This window comes from Aquifex sp. (assembly GCF_056494385.1).
The window spans coordinates 1-19045 of sequence record NZ_JBSLZM010000048.1; the positions used below are offsets into that span (position 1 = coordinate 1).

At 43.2% G+C, this 19045-nt stretch carries 21 protein-coding genes and 1 pseudogene; 11 read left to right on the plus strand and 11 right to left on the minus strand.

Annotation, left to right across the window (positions count from 1 at the left end; all coding sequences use genetic code 11):
* Positions 1 to 187: 187 nt before the first annotated feature.
* Complete coding sequence (gene amrS / locus ACWB1W_RS03635; protein WP_479370035.1) at positions 188 to 1237, minus strand: AmmeMemoRadiSam system radical SAM enzyme; 1050 nt, start codon at positions 1235 to 1237, stop codon at positions 188 to 190.
* Between the two features lie 93 nt (positions 1238 to 1330).
* Between amrS and gatC the strand changes: the two genes are divergently transcribed.
* The 7 genes from gatC (at position 1331) to ybeY (ending at position 6422) form a co-directional block, all read left to right on the plus strand.
* Positions 1331 to 1615, plus strand: coding sequence for an Asp-tRNA(Asn)/Glu-tRNA(Gln) amidotransferase subunit GatC (gene gatC / locus ACWB1W_RS03640; RefSeq protein WP_479370036.1), 285 nt, complete (start codon positions 1331 to 1333; stop codon positions 1613 to 1615).
* A gap of 3 nt (positions 1616 to 1618) precedes the next feature.
* A complete protein-coding gene (recA, locus tag ACWB1W_RS03645; RefSeq protein WP_479370037.1) occupies positions 1619 to 2656 on the plus strand; it encodes a recombinase RecA in 1038 nt (345 codons plus the stop codon).
* Positions 2619 to 3728 carry a PilT/PilU family type 4a pilus ATPase gene (locus ACWB1W_RS03650; protein WP_479370038.1) on the plus strand — a complete coding sequence of 370 codons (1110 nt, stop codon included), beginning with the start codon at positions 2619 to 2621 and terminating at the stop codon, positions 3726 to 3728. The genes recA and ACWB1W_RS03650 overlap by 38 nt, the downstream gene beginning before the upstream one ends.
* 1 nt (position 3729) lies before the next feature.
* Complete coding sequence (gene cmk, locus ACWB1W_RS03655) at positions 3730 to 4398, plus strand: (d)CMP kinase (protein WP_479370039.1); 669 nt, start codon at positions 3730 to 3732, stop codon at positions 4396 to 4398.
* Positions 4367 to 4903, plus strand: a complete 537-nt coding sequence (locus ACWB1W_RS03660; protein WP_479370040.1) for a CDP-alcohol phosphatidyltransferase family protein — start codon at positions 4367 to 4369, stop codon at positions 4901 to 4903. The genes cmk and ACWB1W_RS03660 overlap by 32 nt, the downstream gene beginning before the upstream one ends.
* A 96-nt stretch (positions 4904 to 4999) precedes the next feature.
* Positions 5000 to 6040 (plus strand): PhoH family protein, encoded by a 1041-nt coding sequence (locus ACWB1W_RS03665; RefSeq protein WP_479370041.1) that lies wholly within the window; start codon positions 5000 to 5002, stop codon positions 6038 to 6040.
* Entirely contained in the window at positions 5970 to 6422 is a 453-nt protein-coding gene (gene ybeY / locus ACWB1W_RS03670; RefSeq protein WP_479370042.1) for an rRNA maturation RNase YbeY, read from the plus strand. Before ACWB1W_RS03665 ends, ybeY begins: the two co-directional genes overlap by 71 nt.
* On the opposite strand, the gene lipA is transcribed toward ybeY, so the two are convergent.
* The 5 genes from lipA to ACWB1W_RS03695 form a co-directional block, all read right to left on the minus strand.
* Positions 6389 to 7216, minus strand: a complete 828-nt coding sequence (gene lipA / locus ACWB1W_RS03675) for a lipoyl synthase (RefSeq protein WP_479370043.1) — start codon at positions 7214 to 7216, stop codon at positions 6389 to 6391. The genes ybeY and lipA overlap by 34 nt on opposite strands.
* 26 nt (positions 7217 to 7242) lie before the next feature.
* Positions 7243 to 9207 carry a DUF505 domain-containing protein gene (locus ACWB1W_RS03680; protein ID WP_479370044.1) on the minus strand — a complete coding sequence of 655 codons (1965 nt, stop codon included), beginning with the start codon at positions 9205 to 9207 and terminating at the stop codon, positions 7243 to 7245.
* A 69-nt stretch (positions 9208 to 9276) separates the two neighbouring features.
* Entirely contained in the window at positions 9277 to 9813 is a 537-nt protein-coding gene (locus ACWB1W_RS03685) for a hypothetical protein (RefSeq protein ID WP_479370045.1), read from the minus strand.
* On the minus strand, positions 9810 to 10283 hold the full coding sequence (locus ACWB1W_RS03690) for a hypothetical protein (protein WP_479370046.1): 474 nt from the start codon (positions 10281 to 10283) through the stop codon (positions 9810 to 9812). Before ACWB1W_RS03690 ends, ACWB1W_RS03685 begins: the two co-directional genes overlap by 4 nt.
* Positions 10284 to 10377: 94 nt before the next feature.
* Complete coding sequence (locus ACWB1W_RS03695; RefSeq protein ID WP_479370047.1) at positions 10378 to 10788, minus strand: arsenate reductase ArsC; 411 nt, start codon at positions 10786 to 10788, stop codon at positions 10378 to 10380.
* A 29-nt stretch (positions 10789 to 10817) separates the two neighbouring features.
* Between ACWB1W_RS03695 and mnmG the strand changes: the two genes are divergently transcribed.
* Positions 10818 to 12665, plus strand: coding sequence for a tRNA uridine-5-carboxymethylaminomethyl(34) synthesis enzyme MnmG (gene mnmG / locus ACWB1W_RS03700; protein ID WP_479370055.1), 1848 nt, complete (start codon positions 10818 to 10820; stop codon positions 12663 to 12665).
* Entirely contained in the window at positions 12665 to 13531 is an 867-nt protein-coding gene (gene epmA / locus ACWB1W_RS03705; RefSeq protein ID WP_479370048.1) for an elongation factor P--(R)-beta-lysine ligase, read from the plus strand. Before mnmG ends, epmA begins: the two co-directional genes overlap by 1 nt.
* Here epmA and ACWB1W_RS03710 read toward each other — a convergent pair.
* Entirely contained in the window at positions 13518 to 14162 is a 645-nt protein-coding gene (locus ACWB1W_RS03710; RefSeq protein WP_479370049.1) for a nicotinamide-nucleotide amidohydrolase family protein, read from the minus strand. The two genes, epmA and ACWB1W_RS03710, sit on opposite strands and share 14 nt — an antisense overlap.
* A 15-nt stretch (positions 14163 to 14177) precedes the next feature.
* On the opposite strand from ACWB1W_RS03710, the gene ACWB1W_RS03715 reads away from it, so the two are divergent.
* Entirely contained in the window at positions 14178 to 14606 is a 429-nt protein-coding gene (locus tag ACWB1W_RS03715; protein ID WP_479370050.1) for a molybdopterin-guanine dinucleotide biosynthesis protein B, read from the plus strand.
* Positions 14603 to 15178 (plus strand): hypothetical protein, encoded by a 576-nt coding sequence (locus ACWB1W_RS03720; protein WP_479370051.1) that lies wholly within the window; start codon positions 14603 to 14605, stop codon positions 15176 to 15178. Before ACWB1W_RS03715 ends, ACWB1W_RS03720 begins: the two co-directional genes overlap by 4 nt.
* Here ACWB1W_RS03720 and ispD read toward each other — a convergent pair.
* The 4 genes and pseudogenes from ispD to ACWB1W_RS03740 all read right to left on the minus strand — a co-directional run.
* Positions 15175 to 15810 carry a 2-C-methyl-D-erythritol 4-phosphate cytidylyltransferase gene (gene ispD / locus ACWB1W_RS03725; protein WP_479370052.1) on the minus strand — a complete coding sequence of 212 codons (636 nt, stop codon included), beginning with the start codon at positions 15808 to 15810 and terminating at the stop codon, positions 15175 to 15177. The genes ACWB1W_RS03720 and ispD overlap by 4 nt on opposite strands.
* Before the next feature lie 11 nt (positions 15811 to 15821).
* Positions 15822 to 17216 carry an NADH-quinone oxidoreductase subunit N gene (locus ACWB1W_RS03730; RefSeq protein ID WP_479370053.1) on the minus strand — a complete coding sequence of 465 codons (1395 nt, stop codon included), beginning with the start codon at positions 17214 to 17216 and terminating at the stop codon, positions 15822 to 15824.
* A gap of 3 nt (positions 17217 to 17219) precedes the next feature.
* A complete protein-coding gene (locus ACWB1W_RS03735) occupies positions 17220 to 18695 on the minus strand; it encodes a complex I subunit 4 family protein (RefSeq protein WP_479370054.1) in 1476 nt (491 codons plus the stop codon).
* Positions 18695 to 19045: pseudogene (locus ACWB1W_RS03740) on the minus strand (NADH-quinone oxidoreductase subunit L); the annotation flags it as partial. The pseudogene ACWB1W_RS03740 and the gene ACWB1W_RS03735, both read right to left, overlap by 1 nt.

Below are 19045 nucleotides of genomic sequence, written 5' to 3' on the forward strand. Positions count from 1 at the left end.
TAATCAAAAGCCTAAATTAACCACATGGGGCATTGGTGTTAACTGGTACATCAAAGGTCCCACAAACAGAATATCCCTTGCTGTGGACAGTGTAAAGATAGACGATATAAACAATAGAAATCTTCAAGGAGATGACTCCTATACCGACGTAACCCTCTCTATCTTCTATAACTTCTAAAAAATTCCTTTAAACCCCGCCGAAGGCGGGGTTCTTTTCCCAGACTCCTTTAATTTCGTATCCGCATTTATTACACTTACCCCCCTTTAGGTTTATTTCAGTAATAAAGTATCCTGTTCTTCCTATAACCGTGTTTCTGCATTCGGGACAGTAGGTACTTTCGTAATCGTTTCCCGGAAGGTTTCCGACGAATACGTATTCAAGCCCTGCTTTTTTTCCTATGTTATAAGCCTTTATAAGTTCTTCAACAGGTGTGGGAGGCAAGTCAGTGGCCTTGTAATGGGGGAAGAATCTTGATAGATGCCAGGGAACCCAGGGGGCAAGCTCATTCCCTATCCATTCCGCAATCTTCTTTATCTGTTCCTCCGTCAAATACTTTGGAACTATAAGGGTTGTGAGTTCTACCCACTTTCCTTTTTTGAAGACGTATTTTATCGTTTCAAGAACGGGTTGTAGCCTTCCCTTTGAATACTCTCTGTAAGCTTTATCGTCAAAGAACTTAAGGTCTATGCTGTATGCATCCATATACTTGTCTATTTCTTCAAGGGGTTCGGGATTTATAAATCCCGCGGTTACCATAATGTTTTTTAGCCCTGCCTCTTTTGCCTTTTTGGCTACGTCAATCATGTATTCCGCAAAGATTGTTGGGTCAGAATAGGAGTAAGATATGCTGTCACATCCGTGCTCAACTGCTTTTTCAACTATGATTTCGGGAGGAACAAATGTTTCGTCATAAAACCTATTCTTAAACACTTCTCCCTTCGGAACCTGGGATATTTCCCAGTTCTGACAACCCTTGCAGTGAAGGTTGCAACCCGGAGTTGCTATCGTTAACGTTCTATGTCCGGGAAGGAAGTGAAATAAGGGTTTCTTTTCAACAGGGTCTATAGCGGCGGATACAAGAGAACCGTAGGTAAATGTATATAATTTTCCTCCGATATTAACCCTTACGCCGCAAGAGCCTACCCCCCCTTCCTTCAGCTTACAGCTTACCGGACAGAGGTAACACTCAACCTTCCCGTCTTCTGTTTTTTGCCACCACCTTGCTTCAACCCTCATAAGACTTAATTTAACAACTTAATACTCAATATTCTTGATTATTCTCATATAAACACTTGCATCTGCTTTAGATTATATAATTTATATTTCATAATGGTTAACAGGAATTGGGTTTTAAAGATAGCACACCTAGCAAGACTGAAGTTAACGGAAGAGGAAGTAGAGCTTTTCCAGAAACAGCTCGGGGATATACTTGATTTCGTAAACAAGCTGAACGAGGTTAACACAGAAGGTGTAGAACCCTTTATACTTTCTTCAGAAACAACTCCTATGAGGGAGGACGAACCCAAGCTCTCCCTTGACAGGGAAAGGGCTCTTATGAATGCTCCCGAAAGGGAAAACGGATTTTTTGTAGTTCCCAGAGTTGTGGAGGTGTAATAGATGGCCAGGGTTTCTGAGAACTTATCTGAGAAGATGAAGGCTCTTGAAGTAGCACTAAGCAGTATTGAGAAGCGTTTCGGTAAAGGGGCCGTTATGCCCCTTAAAGCTGTTGAGACCGTTGAGGTTGAAGCTATACCTACAGGTTCCATATCCCTTGACATTGCTACGGGAGTTGGAGGAATCCCGAAAGGGAGAATAACGGAGATATTCGGTGTTGAAAGCTCGGGAAAAACAACCCTCGCACTTCACGTTATAGCGGAAGCACAAAAGAGGGGAGGGGTAGCGGTATTCATTGATGCGGAGCATGCACTTGACCCCAAATACGCTAAGAAGTTGGGTGTTGACGTTGATAACCTCTACATATCCCAACCGGACTACGGAGAACAAGCCCTTGAGATAGCGGAAAGTCTTATAAACAGCGGGGCGGTTGACGTTATAGTCGTTGACTCTGTAGCGGCTCTCGTTCCTAAGGACGAGCTTGAAGGTGAAATGGGCGAAGCCCAGGTGGGCAAACAGGCAAGGCTGATGTCCCAAGCCCTTAGGAAACTAAAAGGTGCTGTCCATAGAAGTAACACCGCACTCATATTCATAAACCAGATAAGGGAAAAGATAGGTGTAATGTTCGGAAATCCCGAAACCACACCCGGTGGAAGGGCTTTAAAGTTTTTCTCGGATATGAGGCTTGAGGTGAGAAGACTCGGCGACGTTAAAGAAGGAGGGGAGAAAAAGGGATACAGGGTAAAGGTAAGGGTTGTTAAGAACAAGCTGGCTCCCCCGTTCCAGGAAGCAGAGTTTGACGTTATATACGGAGAGGGAATATGCAGGATATGTGACATAATAGAAACTGCTGCAAACCTCGGAGTTATTACAAAGAGCGGTTCCTGGTATAGTTATGGGGATAAAAGACTGGGGCAAGGAAGGGAGCAAGCTAAAAAATACCTACTTGAACACCCTGAAATGCTTGAGGAAATAGAAAGAAAAGTGAGAGAGGTGGCAGGACTTGTTAGACCAGATACTGAAGAAGGCACTGGAGAATAAAGCGAGCGATATTCACCTGAAGGTAGGTTCTAAACCCGTAATAAGGACCCCAAACGGTTTAGAGACCCTTGAGGAGTTTCCTCCTATTTCCGTGGAACTTTTTGAAATCTTTATAAATGACATACTGAAAAATCAACCCAAAAAGAGGAAAGAGCTTGAGGAAGAAGGTCAGGTTGACATTTCCTACTCTATACCAAAGGTATCAAGGTTCAGGGTAAACCTCTACAAACAGAGAGGAACCTACGGTATAGCTCTTAGAGTCATTCCTTTTGAAATACCCGAATTCAAAAAACTTAACTTACCTCCTGTAATGCTCCAAACAGCTTTAAAACACTCAGCGGGACTTATTCTCGTTACGGGACCCACCGGCTCCGGAAAATCAACAACACTTGCGGCTATTATTAACGAGATTAATAAGCGTTTCAGGAAGGTGATAATAACGATTGAGGATCCGATAGAGTTCCTTTTCAAGGATATAATGTCCTTTATTATTCAGAGAGAAGTCGGTTGGGATACGGATAGCTTTTTCCTCGGCCTTAGAGCCGCACTGAGAGAAGACCCTGACGTTATAATGGTTGGTGAGATTAGAGATCCCGAAACTGCAAAGACAGCACTGCACGCTGCGGAAACCGGACACCTGGTTTTCTCAACCCTTCACACTCTCGATGCTGTAGAAACTATTAACAGGTTCGTCGGAATGTTTCCGTTAGAACACAGGGAACAGATAAGACAGATGCTTGCATCCACTCTTATAGCGGTTTACTCCCAGAGGTTAATCCCCAGAAAGGGTGGAGGAAAGGTTCCGGCAGTTGAAATTATGATTATGACGCAAGCTATAAAGGAAGCCATTCTGGAAAACAGGCTTCACGACATTCCCGAACTTATAGAAAAAGGAAAGTCTGTTTACGGCTCTCAAACCTTTGACCAGCACCTTGAAGAGCTATATAAAAGGGGATTGATAGACCTTGATACCGCACTTCTATACGCAAGGAGACCTGCAGATCTTGAACTCAGACTAAAAGGTATAAGCAGCGAAAGCGTATCGGGAGAAGATGATATATTCATTACCTGATATGAAGATAGCGATAGACGGTCCATCCGCAAGCGGGAAAAGCACGGTGGCAAAGTATATTTCCGAGAAGTTGGGAATACCTTATCTGGAAACCGGCCTTGTTTACAGGGCTTTAGCCTTTATATCCCTTAGGGAAAACATTCCTCTTGAAAATTTTAGGGAAGTTTTTAAAAAAAACTTTGAGGTGAACCCTGAGGTAGGTAAAACCACAATTAGATTTTACGGAAAAGAGTTGGATGAAAGCTTACTAAAAACGGAAGAAGTAGGGAAAAGGGCCTCGGAACTGGGAGCTATTCCCGAGTTCAGGGAAAGAATAAACAAACTGTTTAGGGAGATAATAAACGAAAAACAAATGGTTGTTGAGGGAAGAGACGCGGGAACACATATAATTCCCGAGGCAGACGTAAAGATATTCATAACCGCTTCTCCGGAAGAAAGGGCTAAAAGGAGATACGAGCAACTCAGGGAAATGGGAATCGATGTCTCTTACGAAGAAGTTTTACAAAAAATCCTTGAAAGAGATAAGAGGGATACGGAGAGACCTAAGTATCCTTTCAGGCCTGCGGAAGATGCGATAATTATTGACACCACCAATATGAGGCTTGAAGAGGTATTTAAGAAAGTTATGCGGATAATATATGAACATTCCGAATACCCTAAGCGTCTTTAGGATTATACTGGCACCGCTAATTCCTGTGCTTGTATTGAAAGAAAAGTATTCACTTACCTTTTTTCTGATAGTTTTTCTTGCACTTACAGACTTTCTTGATGGGTACCTTGCAAGAAAACTGAAAAAGGAAACAAGCGTTGGAAAAATCCTTGACCCACTTGGAGATAAATTTTTTACAACATTTTCGCTATTTTCTTATACATTCCTCTCAAAGGTAAAGATAAGCTCTTACGTTTTTATACTCTTATTAATACGAGATATCTTCCTTGTTCTCGGTGGAATACTTCTCCTAAGAAGGAAAGTAATACCCTCTCCTTCCATTTACGGTAAGCTCACCACCTTATTCGTTTCCCTATGTTTAACAATCACAGCATTTATAAACGTGATATATTCACCCCTTCTTCATAAACTTCTCTCCTTGCTGGAAACTATAACTCTGTTTTTTGTAGTTTTATCCTTTTTCCACTATACCCTGAAAGGTATAAGGGAGTTGAAGGAAGGTTAACATAATTGCTATTATGTTAACACCCAACTTTCACAGTCCACACGTTTACACTTCAAATCAATAGTTTTTTGAGTTAAATTAAGTAAATTTATATACATGGCTAAGGTTCTTGTTGAGGAAAGGATTGATTTAGGAAGATACGACGAAAGGTTTTACGCGATAGTAGGAAGGGGAGATGAAAATGTAAAGTTCTTTACTAGGTTTTTTGATGTAAGGATAGTTCCCAGGGGAACGGAGCTTATAGTTAAGGGGGAAGAGGATAAGGTAAGAACCTTTATCGGATTTCTAAGTGCCGTTATGAAACGTATGGAGCATGAAAGACTTACAGCTGAGGACGTAAAGGAGTATGCAAAGCAGTTTTTAAGTAGCATAGAAGCCTACAGGATTGAGGAGCAGGAAGGAAAAAAGAAGGAAGAGCTTGAGGAAGAAGTGATTCTTATAACCCACAGAAAGAAGGCAATCGTTCCAAAGACGGAAACCCAAAAGAAATACGTTGAAGCCATAAAGAAGAACGATATAGTTTTCGGTATAGGACCCGCCGGAACGGGAAAGACCTATCTTGCCATGGCTATGGCACTTCAACATCTAAAAGAGGGAAAGGTTAACAAGATTATTCTCACAAGGCCCGCGGTTGAAGCTGGGGAAAAGCTCGGATTCCTTCCGGGAACTATAGCGGAAAAGGTTCACCCATACCTTACACCACTTTACGACGCACTATACGATATGGTTGATTACGATAAGGCTAACTACATGCTTGAGAGAAACATAATAGAGATTGCTCCCCTTGCCTTCATGAGGGGAAGAACCCTTAACGATGCTTTTATAATACTTGACGAGGCCCAAAACGCAACCAAGGATCAGATGAAGATGTTCCTTACGAGGATAGGGTTCGGTTCAAAGGCGGTCATAACGGGAGACGTAACCCAGATAGACCTACCTAAAAAGAAAGAATCCGGCCTCATAGAGGCTATGGAAGTTCTAAGGGGAATAGAAGGGATAGAGTTTATCTTCTTTAAACAAACGGACGTTGTAAGACACCCCATAGTTGCTAAGATAATAAACGCTTATGAGGAATACGAAAAGAAGAGGGAACAGGGTTCTGGTAAAACTGAAGAAACGGAAGGTAAGGAAGAGTGATATAAAACGCTGGGCCCTTGAGGCCCTTCACGTTTTAAACCTTCAGGGAGTTGAACTTTCCGTTTATATAACGGACGACGAGGAAATAAGAGAGCTTAACAAAACCTACAGAGGGAAAGACAAACCTACGGACGTGTTATCCTTTCCTCTGAACGAAACCGTAAACGGTTTAAGAATTTTAGGGGATATAGTCATATCTCAAGATACCACGGAAAAACAGGCAAAGGAACTCGGTCACACTTTAGACGAAGAAATGAAAAGACTTCTCATTCACGGGATTGTTCACCTGCTCGGATACGACCACGAAAGGGGAGGGGAGGAGGAAAAGAAGTTCTTTGAACTTGAAAACTATTTATTGAGTAAACTCTCAAAGGCTTTATAGGAGCTCCGTGCGTTAGGCTTACTGACGACAAACTTAAAACCAAGCTGGTAAGCTATTTCCTCAAACTCCCTGAATTCCTCCTCGGCGTAGTATTTGATAACAGGATGATGTTTTAGGGAGGGCTGGTAATACTGACCTATAACCAGAAAATCACAGTCTACTCTTCTTAAATCCTCCATTACCTTTATAACTTCTTCCTTCTTCTCTCCGAATCCGAGGATTAGAGCGGATTTAGTTAGAATGCTTTTATCCAGTTCTTTACTCCACTTAAGGATTTTTAGGCTCCTTTCGTAGCTTGCCCCTATTCTTACACGGGGATACAGTCTCGGGACCGTTTCAACGTTATGGTTTAAAACTACCGGCTTTTCCCGTAAAACCGTTTCAAGTGCCTCTTTACTCCCTCTGAAGTCGGGAATTAGAACTTCAACTTTTACGTCAGGAATGTTTTCCTTAAGAACCCTTATACACTTTGCAAAGTGGGAAGCTCCACCGTCGGGTAAGTCGTCCCGCGTAACGGACGTTATTACAACGTATTTAAGCCCAAGGGTTTTTACAGCTTCAAGGAGTCTATAGGGCTCTTCCGGGTCAACTCTCCGGGGAAATCCCTTCTCAACGTTACAGAAAGCGCACCTGCGTGTGCAGTGAGTTCCAAGAATCATAAAAGTAGCTGTTTTATTTCCGAAACACTCGGATATATTCGGACATCTTGATTCTTCACATACCGTATGAAGCCTCGTTTTCCTCAGAAGTTTTTTTACCTCGTAGAGCTTTGAAAACTGTATAACGGGTTTCATTAAAAAAAATTTTAAAAAAGGAAGGCTTAAAGCTCTGATAAAGCTTCCCTTTGTATGTCTTTCACCGCTTCTATGAGCTTCAATCCCGAGCTGTGTAAGGAATTTTGGCCAACTATACCTATTAGTCTGAGAAGTGAGAGCTCATTAAGAAAGGTTTCGTGGTCAAGGCCCGTTAGTTTCTCAACCTCTTCAAACTGTTTCGGAAGTATTCTAACCTTTTCTTCTTTAACGTATAGGTTTCCTACCTTAGCTATAGCCTCAACTATTCTAAACATAAAGGGGTTTATAGGGTTGCTAAGGCCTTCTGGGATAGAAGATACTGCTTCCTTTATAAGTCTTCCTGCTTTTGTTAGAACGAGTCCTTCGTTAGGTAGAACCTCAAGGAAGCCCCTCGCTTGGAGCTTTTCAACCGCAAGATGAACCTCTTCCCTCATTACATCCTCAAACTCGTTGAAAAGTTCACTCAGGAACATTCCCGCGTTGGGTATTTTGTGAAGAACCATAAGCTCAAATCTCGTAAGGTGAGGCTTTCTCTTTATGGTGTAAGCGAGTTCCGAGAAAAGCCTTCCGCTGTCAGTGGGTGCACCGCTCCTTACGAGAACCTCACTAACCGCTTGCTTATACCACTCGTAATTAGGTGCTATGAACTCTCTTTTTGTTATCGTTACGGCTTTAACACCGGTTGCGGTTATATCCCTTACTCCGTGTTTTTCAAGGTCTTCAAGAACTTTCTTCCCGTACTCCGTAGGAACATAGTAAAGCTCTCCCTTCTCCGTTAGCTTTGTAGTTATTAGGTCAAAGGATTCAAGGGAGTATAAAGCTTCACTTACCAAATCCATCATTTTCTTGTGCCACTTTCCCCCTTTTTCGTAGAAATGCTTAAAGAGTTCTTCAACCGTCTTTAACTCCTCAAACTTCTTCTTAATCTCCTCTTTCTTCTTGTAGTTAAAGTCTTGGTTTATCTTCCTTCCGTAATACTCAACAAGGTGTTTATACTCTTTCAGGGGTCTTAAGAACATTTCCCTTACTATCTCCTCTTTTGTTGGAAGGGTACCTGCTTTTTCTTCATGCTTTCTCAGTAGCTGGTCTATAGTTTTGAGTATTTCTTCCTCAAACACCTCAAGGTTGAAGGTTCTATGGAAGGGATAACTCTTCTTTTTCCAGAGTTTGTAAACCTCTAAAAGTTTTTCTCCGGCGGGAAGAAGGTTTCCTTTATCGTCAAAAAGTGCCAGGGCGAACATAACTTCTTTACCCGCATCGGGAAGAGCATCAATTCCTTCGTCCAAGGCTCTTACAAAATCCTCAAGTATATCTTCCGAGATTAATACATCAAGGCTGAAGGGCATTTCCCTTAAAGCTTTTTCCACAGCTTGACCGAGTCCTGTCAGACTGTAGACATCTGAGTTCAAGGAAAAGGCTATCAACCTCATTGATTCAAGTAAGAGGGGGAAGTGCTTTCCTTCGGGAAGCATGCTCTTTTCTGCAGGCCCAGGAGGCATGCTTCTTATATACTGTGCAAGCTCCTTACTTATCTCAAGTCTCGGTGTTATTTCCGTGTAAATCTCGTATATCCTCTTTGCGTAATCGTTCAGAGTCTTATACCTACCCTTCTTTTCTTCTTCAACCTCGGTTAAAAATCCCCTCTCCTCAAGGGCTTTTTCTATAAGCTTTCCCGGTTTCCCGTCGTTCATAAGTGTTGAGTAAATCATCGTTATGACTTCCGAGCCTATCCACCTGAAGTGTTCATCCCACTTTTCCGGATGCGTTATGTACCCTTCCTTTTCCATTGATTGGATTATCTCAACGAGTGCCTCTCCCCAGTAGGTGAGGGCATACTCAAAGGGTTTTTCAAGTCTAACGAGGTTTTGGAACTCAAGTTCCGTGAAAACCTCTCTTTCCCTTACTTCTTCTGATACCTTATAAGCTTCTTCCCTTTCTTTGGCTTCCTTTACTTTAAGTAAAGCAAGGGCATGTTCTTTCGTAATAATCATACTTCCACCTCCGTGTATTTTTGCAAAAAAAGCCCCTCCGAAAAGAAAGCCCCACCTCCCTGAGCGTTTTTAAACCTCTCCCGTTTCTTCAAGTATCTTGTTCAGAAGGTATCCCGAGGTAATCTCAAGGGCAAACACAAAGAGTGTAACTACGGAAGCACCCCAAAATGCTCCCTCAAGGTAGTTTCCTATAATGAGACTTCCCAGAAGGTTAAACTTTGAGAGGAAGGTAAGTATTAAAAGAAGGGTAAAGATTCCGTAATAGGCGTATTTGTAGTAATCAAGGTTATGAAGCCAAAGCATAAGAAGGGAGGGAATGGAAAGATTCTCGGTTCTCTCCTTGGGTTCTTCCGTCTTCCTGGATAGCTCTCTCCTGTCAATCTCTTTGTTTGCAAGAAAAGCCTCTGCGGTTAAGAGAAAACTCCCGTATCCGAAAATGAGTTTGTTTGCAAAAACGAGAGCCCCCAAAAATCCGAAAAGGAAAGCAAGACCTTCAGGCGTTAAGGCAAGAACGAGGGTTGATACAAAAAACCCCGTAAAGGTTAACGTGAGTAGAACCGCAAGGGATATTATTAAGAGCCACTGAACTACGCTCTGTGCATTCATTTACCTTCCTCCTTTTTCTCCTTGTTTCCCGTATACTCAAACCTGTGAACAACGGTATAAAGGTCCCGTGAAAGGGGGTGTTTGTAGGTGAATGTTGCTATTACCAAGTCCCCAACTTTTAACTTTTCGGTTCCTTCCTTCAGCTTTAACTGAACCGCAAGAACACTTAAAGGGGGTATCGTTATGTTTGCAGGTATGTTTGAAAGGACGTATTTCTTCTCCTTACTTTCCTTGCCGGGCTTAAATACAAAATCCTTCTCAACTATCGTTAAAGGTGTGGTTCCGGGGTTTGAGATCGTATAGGTTATAAGGTGCTTCTCCTTGTCGTAAACAGCGTTAAGTATAATGGGAGAGCCCGGTATGTTTTGGAACTGTTTTAAAAGCTTACTTGAGGTGAAGTAAGAACCTACCCCACCTCCTACAAGAAGACCCGCGAGAGCTATCGTCGTTCCTATGAGAAAGTATCTCATTCACTACCTCCATAGTTTTTTTGTATACAAAATTTTATTATAATCCGTTTATAAAAATTGTCAATAATTATTATCATAAAACTTGAGTAGAGCTTTATAAGTTTTTTAGTAGTTCCACCACTCTTCTTTCTATCTCGTCCCTTACCTTTCTGAAGGCTTCCTCTGTTCCTTCCTTTGCCGGGTCCGGAATAGGCCAATGAATTTTCTTTGCTCCCGGAACAACGGGACAGGTTTCGTTGGCATCACCGCAAAGGGTTATAACGTAATCCAGCTCGTTAAGTGGAATCTCTTCGAGGGATTTTGAAAACTGGTTTGATATGTCTATTCCTTTTTCTTCCATCACTTTTATTGCAAGGGGGTGAACGTATCCGGATGGATTGGAGCCTGCGGAATAGACCTCAACCTCTTTTCCGAGCTTCTCGACGTAGTATTTTGCGAAGCCTTCGGCAATCTGGCTCCTTGCCGAGTTTCCTGTGCATATGAATCCTACCTTAAGTTTATTCATAAGCTTAAATTGTATTAATTGCTATGGCTATGGTTGTTGACGAGTTTGACGTTGTCGTAATAGGAGGCGGACACGCGGGCATAGAAGCGGCACTCGCATCCGCAAGAATGGGAGCAAAGACAGCTATGTTCGTCCTCAACGCGGATACGATAGGACAGATGTCCTGTAATCCCGCAATAGGGGGCATAGCAAAAGGAATAGTCGTTAGAGAAATAGACGCCCTTGGCGGGGAGATGGGAAAGGCTATAGACAAAACAGGTATACAGTTCAAGATGTTAAACACGAGGAAGGGAAAGGCGGTCCAATCTCCCAGGGCTCAAGCGGATAAGAAGAGATACAGGGAGTATATGAAGAAGGTTTGTGAAAACCAAGAAAACCTTTACATAAAGCAGGAAGAGGTCGTAGACATAATAGTCAGAAACGGGAAGGTGGAAGCGGTTAGAACGAGTTTAGGCGTTGAGTATAAAACGAAAGTGGTAGTAGTCACAACGGGAACTTTCCTAAACGGCGTTATATACATAGGGGATAAGATGATTCCCGGAGGAAGACTGGGTGAACCAAGAAGCGAAGGCCTTTCTGAGTTCTACAGAAGGCATGGCTTTCCGCTAATGAGGTTTAAGACGGGGACACCTGCAAGGCTTGATAAAAGAACGATAGACTTTTCTTCCCTTGAAGTAGCCCCAGGGGATGACCCCCCCCCGAAGTTTTCCTTCTGGACAGAGCCCGTAGGCTCATACTGGTTTGAGCCCGGAAAGGAACAGGTAAACTGTTGGATAACGTATACAACACCTAAAACCCACGAGATAATAAGGAAGAACTTACACAGAACCGCACTTTACGGCGGATTAATAAAGGGTATAGGACCGAGATACTGCCCTTCCATAGAGGACAAAATCGTAAAGTTCCCCGACAAAGAGAGACACCAGATATTCTTAGAACCGGAAGGCCTTGACACCATAGAGATATACCCGAACGGTTTGTCCACTTCACTGCCGGAAGAAGTTCAGTGGGAGATGTACCGTTCAATACCCGGCCTTGAGAATGTAGTTCTTATAAGACCTGCTTACGCTATAGAGTATGACGTAGTTCCGCCCACCGAGCTTTTCCCGACCCTTGAGACAAAAAAGATTAGGGGACTGTTTCACGCAGGAAACTTTAACGGAACTACGGGATACGAAGAGGCTGCAGGACAGGGAATAGTTGCGGGAATAAACGCAGCCCTCAGAGCCTTCGGAAAAGAGCCCATATACCTCAGAAGGGATGAGAGCTACATAGGTGTGATGATAGACGACTTAACGACAAAGGGTGTGACGGAACCTTACAGGCTCTTTACATCACGTTCCGAATACAGGCTGTACATAAGACAGGATAACGCTATACTCAGACTCGCAAAGCTGGGAAGGGAGCTCGGTCTTCTTTCCGAAGAACAGTATAAGCTCGTTAGGGAGCTTGAAAGAGAAATAGAAAAGTGGAAAGAGTTCTACAAGACAGAACGGATAAGCGTAGCGGTAGGAGGGGACACGAGAAGCTATAACGTAGCAACCCTTATGACTATGAACTACACCCTTGAAGACGTAAAGGAAAAATTCGGTTACGAAATTCCCGAACACCCGTATGTAAAGGAAGAGGTAGAGATACAGCTGAAGTATGAACCATACATAGAAAGGGAAAGGAAGCTGAACGAAAAGCTTAAAAAACTTGAGGATGTAAGAATTCCCGATGATATAGACTACGACAAAGTTCCCGGACTTACCAACGAGGCGAGGGAAAAACTGAAGAAGTTTAAACCCATAACCGTAGGACAGGCTTCAAGAATAGACGGGATAACGCCGGCCGCGATAACCGCGCTCCTCGTTTACCTCGGGAAGCTTGATTGATGAACATTTTATCCCTCTGGGAGGAGTTCATAAACGAGATAAGGTCTTTCTTCAAGGAAAAAGGATATACCGAGGTCTCAACCCCCGTCCTTCTTGATTTCCCAAACCTTGATGCGAACGTTGAACCCCTCTCTGTATACGTAAAAGAGAGGCAAATAAAGAAAAAGTGGCTCCAGACCTCTCCCGAATACAGTATGAAGAAACTTCTCGCAAAGTATAAAAGGGACATATTCCAGATAGCAAAGGTGTTTAGGAACAACGAATGGGGAAAGCTCCACAGGACTGAGTTTCATATGCTTGAGTGGTACGCTATAGGTTGTGACTACAGATACTTAATAGAGGAGATAAAGCAACTCCTCAAAAGACTTTTTGGCTTTAAGAGATTTGAGGTCATTAGTGTTGAAGAGGCTTTCAGGAGAAGGTTCGGGAGCTTTATACCCGAAGAGGAAGAAAAGCTAAAGGATATCTTGAGAAAAAAAGGGATAAATTACGAGGAAAGCGAAGACTGGGAGACACTTTTTTACAGAGCTTTTATCGTTGTTGAGAAAGACCTGGGGAAAGACTTCCCGACCTTTTTAACGGACTTTCCCGCAAGGCTATCCGCTCTTGCAAAGGTTAAAGATGGCTATGCGGAAAGGTTTGAACTGTTCATCAAGGGTGTTGAAGTTGCAAACGGGTGGAGTGAAGAGACAAACCCTGAGGAAGTAAGAAGGAGACTAATGAAGGAAGCAGAAAGTAGAGCACTTCCCCTTGATGAGGAGTTTATAAAAGCCCACGAAAGCATGCCGGAGTGTGCCGGGTGCTCAATAGGTCTAGATAGGTTATTTATGCTCTGGCTCGGAAAGGAAGAGCTTATAACCTTTTGAGCATTTTAAGAAGGTAAAACATAGCTGTTTGGGTTGATAAAAACCTGTTTCCGTTCCTTCCTGCCTTAAAAACTCTTTTCAGGATTGTTACCTTGTCTTTTACGTATACGCCTATGTAGGTGAGGCCTTCGGGTTTCGTCGGTGTTCCGCCGGGGCCGGCTATACCCGTGATAGCAACTCCGCAATCGGTATTGAGTTCACTCTTCAGACCTTTAAGCATCTCGTAACACGTCCTATAAGAAACCGCTCCGTACCTTCTTAAGGTTTCCTCCTTCACCTTTAAGTATCTCATCTTCATCTCGTTTGAGTAAACAACGAAGCCCCCGAAAAAGTAAGCAGAACTTCCCGGAACGTTAACAATCCTTGCGGAAAGAAGTCCAGCTGTACAACTTTCAGCGGTAGAGAGGGATAAACCTCTCTCCTTCAGGGCTTTCCCGAGAACGTATTCTATAGACTCCCCTCCCTCCGCATAAACGAAACCTTCTAAGCGCTTTTTTACCTCTTCCTTATCCTTTTCATTTAAAAGAAGTATGTCAACGCCCTCAAGGGAGCTTTTGAGTTCGTATCTAAGACCCTTTAGTCTTTCCTTTATAAAGTCTTCTTCAAGACCGAAGGTTCTTAGAACTAACATGTTTAATATTTTTCTATGAAAGTTTTTGCAGTTGTCGGTCATCACAACGCGGGAAAGACAACACTTATAGAAAGGCTTATTCCAAAGCTAAAGGAAAAGGGTTATAAAGTGTGTTACGTAAAGCATGACCCCAAAGGCCACGGGGTTACGGATAAAGAGGGTTCGGATACTAACAGAGTATCAAAACTCGTTGAGAAGCTTGCTCTTCTTTCACCCGATAGACTAACCTACTGGGAAAAGGGAAGCTTTGATCCTCTTGAGGTTGTAGGAAAGTTTTTTAGGGAATGCGATATAGTTATTTTGGAAGGTTTTAAATGGTTTGATGAGATTCCTAAGATAGCGGTCGGTGAAATTGATGCGAAAAACGTAATTCTGAAGGTTGATAGAGAAACCCCGTTAGAGGATATTATTAAAGTAATAGAAAACTTGGAGGAACAAGTATGAACGGGTTCTGCCTTCAGCACAGGGAACTGTGTCCTGCGTGTAAGAGAATAGCCCTGAGGGTTTGCGAGTATATGGAACCCTACCCGAGGGTTGAGGCTATTTGTGAGTGTTGCGGATACAGGGCTTACGATGTCCCGATGAAGCTTGATAAGGAAACCGTTTATAAAATTCTTGATAAACTTACCACAAAAGAGATAGGAGCGGTATGTATAGACGACAGGTGTGGTTCTAAAGACGTTATAAAGCTTCTGAGAGAAGGAACTTATGCGGAGTTCAGATGTCTTGACTGCGGTGCGGAGTGGAACTCCTACGAGGTTAAGGAAGCCATAAAGAAGGTAAAGAGGGTTCTGAACTACCTTCAGGATGGAAGTAGATTAAGTGAGGTTCTTAGAGCCCAGGAGGGTGAGTGTCCCCTGTGCGGATGGGATATAGGACACATGCACGAAGGGTATCTTGTTGAAATTCAGTGTTTTGTTTGTGGATATCATAACGAGTATAAGGAGGAGTTCCCGAAAGAGATTCCTCCCGAAGACGCCTGTCCCCAATTTGAGAAGGCGGAAGAAACAGGTTAGGAACCGCAGAGGATTTTCCTTACAAACTCAAGGTCTTCCTTATATGTAATTTTTACATTCCAGTAGCTTCCCTCAACCACGCCCACCCTGTAACCGTATCTCTCAAGGAGCGATGCATCGTCCGTTCCGACAAATCCCTCTGCCCTTGCCCTCATATGACACTCAAAGAGGACCTCTCTTTTAAACGCCTGAGGAGTTTGTGCGTGCCAGATTAGGGAACGGTTCACAGTCTTTATAACCTTACCCTCAACAACTTCTTTTAAGGTATCCCTTGCAGGACAAGCAACAACCTTTCCGTCAAACTCCCCCAGGCTCATAACCTCGAGGAATAACTTTCTTTCTGCAAGGGGACGAGCGGAATCGTGAATAACAACAATATCCCCCTTTGCCTTCAAAAGTGCGTTAAAGACCGACTCCTGCCTCTCTTTTCCTCCCGCAACTTTCTTAACCTTAGGGTGAACATTAACACGGTCTATGTAATCCTGAGGAAGAACGAGAATAACCTCCTCAAATAGGTCAAGAACCTTCTCAAGGGAGTGCATAAATAAAGGCTTCCCGCAGAGCTCCGCAAACTGTTTTCTGAAACCTATTCTCCTTCCTTCTCCTGCAGCCAGTATTATTACGGTGTTCATAAAAAGTTATATTAAGAGAAGGCGCGGAGAAGGTAGCTTATAACAACCTCCGGATAAAGACCAAAGAAAACGACAAGAAAAGCAGATATAAGAATGGTAAAAGCCTCTCCCGCGGAAACTTCAGCCTTACCGAACCTCTCGGAACCTTCCTGTAGGAACATGTAGACGATTACCTTAAGGTAATAGCCTGCGGATACGAGGCTTGCAACCGCAAAGAGTATTCCGAGGAATAGATATTTTGCCTTCACAAGACCGAAGAAGATTCCCAGCTTACCTAGGAATATGGCCGCGGGAGGAATACCTATCAACGCAAATAGGAAGAAGGAAAGCATAATCGCAAGAATGGGACTCTCCTTTCCGAGACCTTTAAAGTCAAGGAAGTGATGGGTCCACCCTTCCCTTTTTTCCAAGATTGATAAAACCGAGAAAGCTCCGAGGGTTGCAAGGGCGTAAACGAAAACGTAAAAGAGTAGAGCTGTAAACATATGTTTATCAACCGTAGTAAGTGCTGTCAAGAAGTATCCCGCGTGGGCTATTGAGGAGTAAGCAAGAAGCCTTTTTACGGATTTCTGAGCGTAAGCTACTATATTTCCGTAGAACATTGAAAGAACTGCAAGAACCATAACGATATACTTCCAGTCGGGGAAGGAGGAGAACATACCGAGTGTGAGCTTAACAAATAGGAAATACATAGCTATTTTAGGGACTGTTGAGAGGTATGCGGTTGTCGGTGTCGGTGCACCTTCGTATGCATCGGGTGTCCAAAAGTGAAAGGGAACGGAAGAAACCTTAAGAGCTAAAGCGGAAATTATGAGTAGTATCCCGAGAGCAAATAAAGTGTTTTCTCCTTGAACGGGAGATATCTTAAGGCTTCCCGTTGAGCCGTAAACAAGAGCGGAACCGAGGGCATACATAGACGTTCCCGTGGTTCCTATAACGAGATACTTAAAGGCTCCCTCCTTTGATAAGTATTCTTTTCTGAAGAGTCCGACAAGTATATACATAGTTATGGATGCAAGTTCAAGACCTGTAAAGATAATGGCTAAGTTGTCCGAAGAAAGCATAACCATAAGTCCGAGGGTCGCTATAAGGTAGAGGTAAGGAAGCTCCCCGTATGCGGAGTTCTTCTTTGAGAAGTAGTCATATGAAGAAAGAAGAACAAGTCCCGTAACTGCAAGGACGAAAAGCTTTCCTATGAGCGTTAGTAAATCTACAGAAAAACCTCCAAAAAATACGGAGGCGGGATACTTTACGAAGAATACCGAATATCCCGAGATAACGACAAAAGCAAAGGCAAGAAGGCTTAAAAACTTGTAATGCTTTCTCTCCAGGAATAACTCAAGAACGAAGACAGCAAGGATGCCCAGGGAAAGTATGAGTTCGGGAAGAACTGCGTTCCAGTTCAAGGCTTAACCTCCGAAAACGAGTTTTGAGGTGTGTTCAACAATCTTGACAAAGGGGTAAGGGTATACACCCATTATCAGAGCGAGGGCTATTATAAGGGCAAAGGGTATAGCGTGATGAAACTCAAGGTCCTTAAGCTTTTGCCACTTTTCCTTTCTCTCTTCGGGGATTGTATCCTCCTCCAGCATAACCCTTTTAAACATATAGAGGGAGTATGCCGCTCCGAGAACCATACCCGTTCCGGCTACAAAAGCCCATATAGGATGTTCTTTAAAGGTTCCGAGAAGTATGAGGAACTCGGAAACAAAACTTGCAAATCCGGGGAAAGCTATTCCTACGAGAACCGAAAGGAAGAAGGCAAAGGTGAAGTAAGGAATGTATCTCGCAAGACCCCCCAGGTCATCCATGTGGTAGGAGTGTATCCTGTCGTATATAAAACCCGCTCCTAGGAATAAAGCCGCGGAGGAAAGCCCGTGGGCAATCATGAGGTATATGGCTCCGTTCAGGGCATCCGTGTTCATAGCAAAAGTACCGAGCGTGACGAGTCCCATATGGGATATTGAAGAGTAGGCTATTAGTCTTTTCATATGGGTTTGGGCTATCGCCATCATAGCGGCGTATATAACCGCCACAACGCTAAGGGTAAATATAAGGGGTATGTAATACTTTGAAGCTTCCGGAAAGAAGGGAAGGGAAAACCTTACGAAACCGTAGGTTCCCATTTTCAGAAGAACACCTGCAAGAATTACGGAACCCGCGGTTGGAGCTTCAACGTGAGCATCGGGTAGCCAGGTATGGAAGGGCCACATGGGTATCTTTACCGCAAAACCGAGACCGAAAAGAAGGAAGGCTATCAGCTCAAGCCAGAGGGGATAATCAAGCCTGAGATGGAAAAAGTAATCAAAGGATATCTTTCCCGTTTCAAAGTATCCGTAAACGAGTATTGAAGCTATACCGAGGAGCAGAAAGAGAGAACCGAAAAATGTGTATAAGAAGAACTTATTAGCGGCATAAACCTTCCTGTCGTGTCCCCAGAAACCTATTATGAAGTACATGGGGATGAGCATACCTTCCCAAAAGAGGTAGAAGAGAAAGAGGTCAAGAGCTGCAAAAACACCTATACATGCGGTTTCAAGGGCGAGGAAGAGTGCAAAGTATAAAACAGGTCTGTCTTCTATTTTCCAGGACCATATATACGCTGCCAGAAACAGGAGGGAAGTCATTAGAATAAGGGATACGGCCATCCCGTCAACACCTACGTGATAACCTATACCGAGCGTTTTTATCCACGGAACATAAGTCTCAAACTGGAATCCCGCTTTTTCAAAGTCAAAGGATAGAAACAGAACCAGGGATATTACCGCGACAACTCCACCTATGATAATTGAACTGATTTTCGCAAAGAGCTCGTTCCTGATTATAGATACCAGGAGTGCACCGACAAGGGGCAGAAATATAGCAACGTTTAGCAGTGTCTCCATCACATCCCTCCTCTAAGGATTATCCCAAGGAGTATAAGAACGAGTATAGTTAATCCCGTTCCCAAACCAACCGCATACCAGTTCAGCTTACCGACTTGAATAAGTTTAAGAACACCCGAAGATAGTTGAACAACCGTATAAGTTCCGTTAACTATACCGTCTATAAACAACCTCTCAAAGGAGGTGTAAAGAACCTTTGAGTACTCGTGGTACCCCTTCGCAACGATGTCATGGTAAAGCTTTTCGGTAAAGAACTGTTCTTTAAAGGTGGTATGAATAAACTTAAGAGAGTCATAAGCCTTCCTGTAATCTATAACCTCCTTCACATACACAGCCCAAGCCAGCCATAT

Excerpts from the sequence above, each read along its gene's own strand:
- amrS (WP_479370035.1), bottom strand. The coding sequence starts at position 1,237 with ATGAGGGTTGAAGCAAGGTGGTGGCAAAAAACAGAAGACGGGAAGGTT.
- gatC (WP_479370036.1), top strand. The coding sequence starts at position 1,331 with ATGGTTAACAGGAATTGGGTTTTAAAGATAGCACACCTAGCAAGACTG.
- recA (WP_479370037.1), top strand. The coding sequence starts at position 1,619 with ATGGCCAGGGTTTCTGAGAACTTATCTGAGAAGATGAAGGCTCTTGAA.
- cmk (WP_479370039.1), top strand. The coding sequence starts at position 3,730 with ATGAAGATAGCGATAGACGGTCCATCCGCAAGCGGGAAAAGCACGGTG.
- ACWB1W_RS03660 (WP_479370040.1), top strand. The coding sequence starts at position 4,367 with ATGAACATTCCGAATACCCTAAGCGTCTTTAGGATTATACTGGCACCG.
- ACWB1W_RS03665 (WP_479370041.1), top strand. The coding sequence starts at position 5,000 with ATGGCTAAGGTTCTTGTTGAGGAAAGGATTGATTTAGGAAGATACGAC.
- ybeY (WP_479370042.1), top strand. The coding sequence starts at position 5,970 with ATGAGGAATACGAAAAGAAGAGGGAACAGGGTTCTGGTAAAACTGAAG.
- lipA (WP_479370043.1), bottom strand. The coding sequence starts at position 7,216 with ATGAAACCCGTTATACAGTTTTCAAAGCTCTACGAGGTAAAAAAACTT.
- ACWB1W_RS03680 (WP_479370044.1), bottom strand. The coding sequence starts at position 9,207 with ATGATTATTACGAAAGAACATGCCCTTGCTTTACTTAAAGTAAAGGAA.
- ACWB1W_RS03685 (WP_479370045.1), bottom strand. The coding sequence starts at position 9,813 with ATGAATGCACAGAGCGTAGTTCAGTGGCTCTTAATAATATCCCTTGCG.
- ACWB1W_RS03690 (WP_479370046.1), bottom strand. The coding sequence starts at position 10,283 with ATGAGATACTTTCTCATAGGAACGACGATAGCTCTCGCGGGTCTTCTT.
- ACWB1W_RS03695 (WP_479370047.1), bottom strand. The coding sequence starts at position 10,788 with ATGAATAAACTTAAGGTAGGATTCATATGCACAGGAAACTCGGCAAGG.
- mnmG (WP_479370055.1), top strand. The coding sequence starts at position 10,818 with ATGGTTGTTGACGAGTTTGACGTTGTCGTAATAGGAGGCGGACACGCG.
- epmA (WP_479370048.1), top strand. The coding sequence starts at position 12,665 with ATGAACATTTTATCCCTCTGGGAGGAGTTCATAAACGAGATAAGGTCT.
- ACWB1W_RS03710 (WP_479370049.1), bottom strand. The coding sequence starts at position 14,162 with ATGTTAGTTCTAAGAACCTTCGGTCTTGAAGAAGACTTTATAAAGGAA.
- ACWB1W_RS03715 (WP_479370050.1), top strand. The coding sequence starts at position 14,178 with ATGAAAGTTTTTGCAGTTGTCGGTCATCACAACGCGGGAAAGACAACA.
- ACWB1W_RS03720 (WP_479370051.1), top strand. The coding sequence starts at position 14,603 with ATGAACGGGTTCTGCCTTCAGCACAGGGAACTGTGTCCTGCGTGTAAG.
- ispD (WP_479370052.1), bottom strand. The coding sequence starts at position 15,810 with ATGAACACCGTAATAATACTGGCTGCAGGAGAAGGAAGGAGAATAGGT.
- ACWB1W_RS03735 (WP_479370054.1), bottom strand. The coding sequence starts at position 18,695 with ATGGAGACACTGCTAAACGTTGCTATATTTCTGCCCCTTGTCGGTGCA.